Annotated in this window: 6 protein-coding genes; 5 read left to right on the forward strand and 1 reads right to left on the reverse strand. The window is 39.1% G+C overall.

The annotated features are described in order from the left end of the window. The 5 genes from GA0116948_RS20625 to GA0116948_RS21855 all read left to right on the forward strand — a co-directional run. The coding region (locus tag GA0116948_RS20625; protein WP_317041942.1) for an RHS repeat-associated core domain-containing protein at positions 1 to 1914 on the forward strand (1914 nt) is incomplete at its 5' end. An 11-nt stretch (positions 1915 to 1925) separates the two neighbouring features. Continuing rightward, positions 1926 to 2651, forward strand: a complete 726-nt coding sequence (locus GA0116948_RS20630; RefSeq protein ID WP_089715764.1) for a hypothetical protein — start codon at positions 1926 to 1928, stop codon at positions 2649 to 2651. Between the two features lie 185 nt (positions 2652 to 2836). Further along, positions 2837 to 3241 (forward strand): hypothetical protein, encoded by a 405-nt coding sequence (locus GA0116948_RS20635; protein WP_089715765.1) that lies wholly within the window; start codon positions 2837 to 2839, stop codon positions 3239 to 3241. 139 nt (positions 3242 to 3380) lie between these two features. Then, positions 3381 to 4037, forward strand: coding sequence for a hypothetical protein (locus tag GA0116948_RS20640; protein WP_089715767.1), 657 nt, complete (start codon positions 3381 to 3383; stop codon positions 4035 to 4037). 19 nt (positions 4038 to 4056) lie between these two features. Continuing rightward, positions 4057 to 4242: a DDE-type integrase/transposase/recombinase gene (locus GA0116948_RS21855; RefSeq protein ID WP_089715769.1), complete on the forward strand. Its 186-nt coding sequence runs from the start codon at positions 4057 to 4059 to the stop codon at positions 4240 to 4242. Between the two features lie 245 nt (positions 4243 to 4487). On the opposite strand, the gene GA0116948_RS20650 is transcribed toward GA0116948_RS21855, so the two are convergent. Then, entirely contained in the window at positions 4488 to 4949 is a 462-nt protein-coding gene (locus GA0116948_RS20650; protein ID WP_123891800.1) for a hypothetical protein, read from the reverse strand. Positions 4950 to 5082 lie beyond the last annotated feature (133 nt).

Genomic DNA, 5082 nt, shown 5'->3' on the forward strand with positions numbered 1-5082 from the left:
CAGCAGATAACCATTACCGCCAAGGGCACTATACAATACGTGTATGATGCGGGCGGTAATAAACTAAGAAAAATTGTAACAGACAATACCGTTCAACCGTCAAAAATAACCACCACGGATTATGTCACTGGCATGGTTTACCAAAACGATACGCTGCAATTTATCCCCCACGAAGAAGGCCGGGTACGCCTGGTGTCGAAAACTGGCCAGGCCCCCCAATATGTGTTTGATTATTTCTTAAAGGACCACCTGGGCAATATCCGGGAAGTGCTGACCACAGAAACCAGTACGGCCCAATATGCAGCCACCCTGGAAACGGGCAACAGCGCGGTAGAAAATGCCTTGTTCAGTAATATTGATAATTCCCGGACTGCGCTACCCACTGGTTATCCCGCGGATGGTACGACCAATCCCAATGCTTATGCCGCCAAGCTCAATGCCCAAAGTGGACAGAAGACCGGACCTTCTATCGTGCTGCGCGTAATGGCGGGTGATGTGATTACCATCGGCACAAAAGCGTATTATACCAATACTGGGGCTAATACCCGCTACGCCTCAACTGCGGACATGATCACCTCTTTGCTCCAGGCCTTTGCCACCGGCGGACAGGCAGACGGTGCGCATGTGCCTACGGGAAGCAGCTCCCCGATGTCCTCCACTACAATGAATAGTAGCGTGTTTGATCAGATTAAACAGACACCGGGTAGTGAAGACAATGCGAGCAAACCTAAAGCCTACCTGAACTTTGTATTGTTTGATGACCAGTTCAATATGGTGAGCAGTAACAGTGGAGACCGGCAGGTACAGGCATCGCCGGGAGCGCTGCAAACGCTGGCCGTTAGTCCGATGACGATTAAATCAACCGGGTTTATTTATATTTACGTGAGTAATGAGAGGGGGCAGGATGTGTATTTTGATAATCTGGTGGTAAATCATACCAGTGGGCCGTTGCTGGAGGAAACGCATTATTATCCGTTTGGGTTAGTTATGAGTGGCATAAGTTCAAAAGCTTTAAACGGCGCACCCGAAAACAAATACAAATACAACGGTAAAGAAGAACAAAGAAAAGAGTTTACAGATGGTTCAGGGTTGGAGTGGTTGGATTTTGGTGCAAGGAACTACGATGCACAGGTAGGACGGTTTTTTAATTTAGACAGATTTGCAGATAAAGCTTTTGCTGCCAGCCCGTATAGTTATGCAGCAAATAACCCTATTGTACTTATTGATGTCAATGGCGACAGCGTTAATGTCGCTGAAAAATACAGGGAACAATATATGCAAGCCCTGCAAACTATTTTTGGAGCCAATGCAAAGAACTTTAGTTATACAGCAGCAGGTAATCTTGTTTATAATGGAGATACCAAATCTTTCTCCAAAGAAGAATTAGCAGTATATAATCAATTTAGTGGTGTTATGGGTGAAACAACAATAACAAATGTTGTTTATGAAAGCAGTCTCACAGTTAAAGACAAAGACGGAAATTCTATTACCATTGACCCATCTAAATCAGGAGGAGAAGCCACAGCATTAAAAAAAGAAAATTCAAAGCTTTCACAGAATTATATCGTTGTAGACCCGAATGGAACTTCACCAATTACAGTATTTGAAGTAACAGACAATTATTACAAGACAAGAGGTTCAGGAAAATTTCCACAGCCGGGCGACTCACCCAATTTTGTTATCAATAACGGAGTAGTTACAAATCCACAAAATGCCATGTGGCACGGTATGGGGCATGTCATTAATGCAGGGCAAAAGCAAAACGGAGTAATTGACTTTGATAATGCTACGAGAGCGATAAATAAAACTAAAAATGCTGATGGAACATTTACTCCAAGCCCGATGACTGCAAGAAAATATGACGAAACCCATAACCGGACAGTAACAACTGACCAAGGAAGCGTTGTGCATTAAATTAATATACAATGAAAAATATTGTAATAATACTATTATTATTATTTTCTTCAGTTGCGACTGCTCAGATTGAACGTGGGGAATATTGTTTATGTAAAGCAGCGGATAAATTAAGCAGTCTCAATAAATATTATCCTGATAGTCTTTATGCAACATACAAAGAAGATACAGCGGCAATAACTGTAACTATTGTTAATACAACAAAAGATACTTTGTATATTTTTAGCAGTTACTTGCAGCAACAGTTTTTAGGTTCAAAGTATCTTCACAGGTTTGATTTAAATAAAAGGCATTACAAATTATCATTCCTTCCTATAATTCCTTATGTTTTTACAAAGTATTCTGACGTAGTAATTACAACGGATGAAGCAATAGTAAGTAATCAGCAAATTGTTTATAATTTTGTTAAGTTTCTGCCAAATAGCAGCAAAGAGGTGGAATTTAAGTACAGCGATTTATTTAGGAATAAAAATAAAAATAATAATGTATCTAAAGACTACAATATTAAGCTGCTCAATAAAAACAGTAAAGTACCTAAGAAGTTTTATACAACATGCAAACTGTCTGGAAAATATAATTTCTCTTTTGAATTTGCTGTATACAAATCTGTTGACTTGCTATGTAAGCAGACTGCATACTACATGCAAGAATATGACTTTGATAAGCAAACAAAAAGTTTTAAAGTGTTAACTGTGCCTGTTATAGTAAACAAATATAATTATCCTTTGCTAAAATAGTCAGTGAGATAAACTAACAACAAAGTCGCATTGCTGCGGCTTTTATCATTGTGATGAGGGACTATTTCACTAAGTGTGAACTTCACCCAGCAATCAGGGGGAGTATCCTGAAAGCTTACCCTATTTAATAACATTTAAAATCTTTATTGCACCTTTGTAATAATAGTTGTAAAAAATTAAAAAATATGTCTTGTTTTTTTTCGCTAGAAGGAAAAGATTTTGATGCGGTAAAATACCTACAGGTCGCTCCACTTGAAAATGCAAAAGCAACCTTAAAAGGAGAGCCAATAGCTACAGGCAAAAGACTTCGAGAAAGATCAAACGTAATAGTTACTGTAAGCGAGGCTGCATTCACGGATTTGGATAGGCAGATAAAGGATACTATTTCCTTTTTAAAAAATAATCGCAACCAACTATCCTTTGTTCAAAACTTTCCGGGAATTGATTATGCAACAGTAGTTTTTGGCGTATATCTTGACACGCCACTTTTTATGAAAAAGTTGAACAAAACTTTCGAATTCCCTGCCGAACTTATTTCTATTGCAGGAGAACTTGGTATCGGGATTGACATAGCATTGTACCCTGAATAAATATTTATTGAGGCTATTACTACTTCAAAATACATTATTTTGTTATCTTTTGGACTTTTATAAACTCAATCATGAATAGTATATGTTTGTATAAATTGCATATTCTTTATAACAAAATAGGCTGAAAAGCTGGAGATTTTTGACCGATGCCAGTAACAGCGCCTATGCTACCCCGGTGACTATCAGCAGCACGATGACCAACGGCCTGGTAACGGGTACAAAGGTGCGCGTGCTCGGCACCGATCAGTGGCTGTCCACCACCTCTTATTACGATAGCAAAGGCCGGCCGGTACAGGCCATTAGCGACAACTTGCAAGGTGGTCTTGTAGTGACCAGCAGCTTGTATGATTTTGCCGGCAAGGTATTCTCCTCCTTCACCCATCTTACCAATCCGCGCAGCGGCATTGCACCGGATGAACAAGTGTTGACCATACTTACTTATGACGATCATAATCACGTGACCAAAGTAACCAAACAGGTGAATGACACTACGCCGGTGATCGTTTCCCAGAACACTTATGATGAATTAGGAAGACTTAAGAAGAAAGTACTGGGCAACAACCTGGAAGTAGTTAACAATGAGTATACTATAAAGGGCTGGTTAAGCTCCATTAACAAAGATTACATTACCGGCACGAATACCGAGGCCAATCACTTCGGCAAAAAGTTGGGCTACGATGCAGGCTTCACTATTCCACAATACAATGGCAATATTGCCGGTGTAACGTGGAAAGGTTTTAACGCACCCATTGCAAGGGATTACGGTTGCGGGTTCCGCGCTATATTAAGTAACTAGAGAGTGCTACAAAGGTTTCATGTATTTGTGCGCTGTAATCGATTTGCATACTCGCTATGTAGTATATAGGAGTATTAGCAATACCATGAATGCAGACCGGTGTAAAGATGTTGTGAAGAAAGCTATCGCGCTTCATGGTTGTCCTGAAATATTTAATAGCGACAGGGTAGCCAGTTTACCAGTGAAGCCTTTACAAGTATGCTAAAGAGCCCTAAAATAAAAATCAGCATGGATGAGAAAGGCCGTGCGGTAGACAATATTTTTATAGAGCGCTATGGAAAAGTGTGAAATATGAAAATATTTATCTGAAAGTATACGAATACGGAGTAAGTTTGTTTACCGGAATACAGCTGGATTTTTTTCAACAAAGAACGGCTACATCAATCCTTGGGTTATCAATCACCGCAAGATCTTTACATAAAGATAGCACCAGCCCTCTGCCGGGGGCCATTATAATTTCCCATTATCCCAATAGATAATATGAACGTTGTTCAAGTCTGCAAGGTCGATGTTTAGATCTTTGTCGCAAGTGATACTATAACCTTGTTTATGATATACAGTAGTAGTTTTAAAATTTAAAGTGACTGAGATATAGCTCTGTTTATGAGATAATATTTTTTCAGTCCGTGCAGTAATATCGGCTGCAATTTTTTTTAGAGACGAGCTATCTTTTGAGCAAAGATCATTATTAATACTTTTTAGTTGAATCCAAAAAACTCCATTTTTTCTATTGCTTTTTAAGGCTACGTAATCATGTTGAAATTCTACTTCACATTGATATTCTAGAGCCAATTGCTTTGAAAGTTGAAGTTCAGCATTGGACAGGGGAACCTGAGAGGATGCACAGCCAACCATTCCTGTAATAGTGCAAAAAAAGATGTAAGCAATCGCATTAAGGTGTTTGAACGTCAAAGGAATTTAAATTTTTTATCACTATTGTCCGGGAAAAATGTTATGTTAAAAATAAGAAAGGGGCAATTACGCCCCAATAGTTTATAATTTTGGGTTACGACACTCAAAAGATAAACTTGGATAAAGGTAGAAA

The sequence above is a fragment of the Chitinophaga costaii genome (assembly GCF_900094705.1).
In the GTDB taxonomy this organism is placed as follows: Bacteria; Bacteroidota; Bacteroidia; order Chitinophagales; family Chitinophagaceae; genus Chitinophaga; species Chitinophaga costaii.